Here is a 385-nt window from a genome sequence, read left to right on the forward strand (position 1 = left end):
GAAGCGGCGTTGGCGGTAGCCGCCGACGGCGCCGAATCGACCCTGCGCCAACTGGCCGGGATCGAGGTTGAAAAGCATGACTACCACCAGCGTGGCGTGGTGGCCTACGTGGACAGCGATCTTCCCAACCAGGCCACCGCCTGGCAGCGTTTCCTGCCGAGCGGGCCGCTGGCGCTGCTGCCGGTGGCCGAGCGCCGCAGCTCGATCGTATGGACCCTGCCCGAGGACGAGGCCGCGCGCGTGCTGGCGCTGGACGAAGACAGCTTCAACCGCGAACTGACCCGCGCCTTCGCGGCGCGGCTGGGTGAGCTGCGGCTGGCATCACCGCGCGCAGCCTTCCCGCTGCGCCGCCAGCTGGCACGTCACTACGTGGCCGGCCGCGTGC

General features: G+C 71.4%; 1 protein-coding gene. It reads left to right on the forward strand.

Annotation, left to right across the window (positions count from 1 at the left end; all coding sequences use genetic code 11):
* Window positions 1-385: FAD-dependent monooxygenase (locus tag FMQ63_RS37250; RefSeq protein WP_194866462.1), on the forward strand; the 385-nt coding region annotated here is incomplete at both ends.

This window comes from Myxococcus sp. CA005 (assembly GCF_006518205.1).
In the GTDB taxonomy this organism is placed as follows: Bacteria; Myxococcota; Myxococcia; order Myxococcales; family Myxococcaceae; genus Myxococcus; species Myxococcus xanthus.